This window comes from Exiguobacterium sp. s129 (assembly GCF_018617585.1).
Classification (GTDB): domain Bacteria; phylum Bacillota; class Bacilli; order Exiguobacteriales; family Exiguobacteriaceae; genus Exiguobacterium; species Exiguobacterium aestuarii_A.
In genome coordinates this window covers 1-768 of sequence record NZ_JACSKL010000034.1, presented here as the reverse complement: position 1 = coordinate 768, position 768 = coordinate 1, and the positions used below count along the sequence as shown (strand labels likewise).

The 768-nt window shown below is 50.5% G+C and carries 6 tRNA genes and 1 rRNA gene; all 7 read right to left on the bottom strand.

Annotated elements, in window-relative coordinates:
• Positions 1 to 101: 101 nt before the first annotated feature.
• Positions 102 to 177, bottom strand: a tRNA-Ala gene (locus tag KNO92_RS14715).
• Between the two features lie 15 nt (positions 178 to 192).
• Positions 193 to 269: transfer RNA gene (locus tag KNO92_RS14710), tRNA-Pro, on the bottom strand.
• Positions 270 to 275: 6 nt separating this feature from the next.
• Positions 276 to 352, bottom strand: a tRNA-Arg gene (locus tag KNO92_RS14705).
• A gap of 31 nt (positions 353 to 383) precedes the next feature.
• Positions 384 to 470, bottom strand: a tRNA-Leu gene (locus KNO92_RS14700).
• Between the two features lie 41 nt (positions 471 to 511).
• Positions 512 to 587 (bottom strand) — tRNA-Thr (locus KNO92_RS14695).
• A 9-nt stretch (positions 588 to 596) separates the two neighbouring features.
• Positions 597 to 672, bottom strand: a tRNA-Val gene (locus tag KNO92_RS14690).
• An 8-nt stretch (positions 673 to 680) separates the two neighbouring features.
• Positions 681 to 768 (bottom strand): 5S ribosomal RNA (gene rrf, locus KNO92_RS14685); the annotation flags it as partial.

The following is a 768-nucleotide window of genomic DNA, read 5'->3' as shown; positions in this document are numbered from 1 at the left end:
ATAGCTCTTAAATTGACGAAGCTTGCGCTTCATTCAAAAATTGTAAAACTTATTTTTGCCTCATCGTTCAGTTTTCAAAGTTCGTCTGTAAAAAATAAAATTGGTGGAGCCTAGCGGGATCGAACCGCTGACCTCCTGCGTGCAAGGCAGGCGCTCTCCCAGCTGAGCTAAGGCCCCATATAAAAGTGATGATGGTCGGGAAGACAGGATTCGAACCTGCGACCCCTTGGTCCCAAACCAAGTGCTCTACCAAGCTGAGCTACTTCCCGTAAAAATGGTGCACCCTGAGAGATTCGAACTCCCGGCCTTTAGATTCGTAGTCTAACGCTCTATCCAGCTGAGCTAAGGGTGCGAGACGAATAATCATCATGGGAAAATATTAATGGTACCGAGGGCCGGACTTGAACCGGCACGAGGAAACCCTCGCAGGATTTTAAGTCCTGTGCGTCTACCAATTCCGCCACCCCGGCAAGGTATAATTTCTAGCGGTAGACTTTTCAAAAAGATCAAATGGTGCCGGCGAAAGGATTCGAACCCTCGACCCTCTGATTACAAGTCAGATGCTCTACCAACTGAGCTACACCGGCAGGTGTAAATGGTGGAGGATGACGGGATCGAACCGCCGACCCCCTGCTTGTAAGGCAGGTGCTCTCCCAGCTGAGCTAATCCTCCAATATGTAGCCTGGCAACGTCCTATCCTCACAGGGGGAGATCCCCCAACTACTTTCGGCGCTGAGACGCTTAACTTCCGTGTTCGGCATGGGAACG